This is a genomic window from Oleiphilus sp. HI0067 (genome assembly GCF_001635735.1).
The window spans coordinates 1-903 of the sequence record NZ_LWFI01001444.1; the positions used below are offsets into that span (position 1 = coordinate 1).

Genomic DNA, 903 nt, shown 5'->3' on the forward strand with positions numbered 1-903 from the left:
TACTGTTGTTAGATGAACCAACTAACCACTTGGATCTTGACGCCATGCTTTGGCTCGAGCAATGGCTGAAGCGCTATCAAGGCACACTTCTATTTATCTCGCACGATAGGGATTTCATCGATGCAGTAGCAACGAGTATCTTGCACTTTGAGCATCGTCAGTTACATCAATATACCGGTACTTATTCAGACTTCGAGCGACTAAGAGCCGAGAAGCTAGCGCTACAGCAGTCACAATATGCCAAGCAACAGCAGCGTATTTCTGAGATTCAGTCATTTGTAAGTCGCTTTAGAGCTAAAGCGACAAAAGCCAAGCAAGCCCAAAGTCGTTTGAAAGAGCTTGAACGAATGGAACTCATCGCGCCTGCACACGTTGATTCACCATTTAGTTTTAGCTTTCCTGAATCAGATAAAACGTCTAGCCCTTTGTTGAATTTGTCTCATGTAGATCTGGGCTATCAGGATACAAGCATTATCCATGACTTCTCATGTGCAATATTGCCGGGCCAACGCATTGGTCTGTTAGGGCCAAACGGGGCAGGTAAGTCGACTCTAATTAAATCATTGGTTGATCAACAAACCTTGTTACGAGGCGAGCGAACGCACGGAGAGCATTTACACATTGGTTACTTTGCTCAGCATCAGCTGGAAGCGCTTGATATGAATGCGAGTCCAATTTTGCATCTACAAAGACTCACGCCATCGGCAACGGAACAAAGCATTCGTAATTTTTTAGGAGGCTTTAATTTTCGAGGTGATGATGCGACCGGCACTATTGAGAAATTCTCCGGCGGAGAAAAGGCGCGATTGGCGCTTGCAATCATTGCCTGGCAAAAACCTAATCTACTGCTTTTAGATGAGCCAACTAACCATTTGGATTTAGAGATGCGCCACGCTTTAACGC

The 903-nt window shown here is 45.1% G+C and carries 1 protein-coding gene; it reads left to right on the forward strand.

Features of this window, described 5'->3' with window-relative positions:
• Window positions 1–903, forward strand: a 903-nt coding sequence (locus tag A3739_RS23575) for an ABC-F family ATP-binding cassette domain-containing protein (protein WP_156502791.1), incomplete at both ends; no start/stop codon positions are given.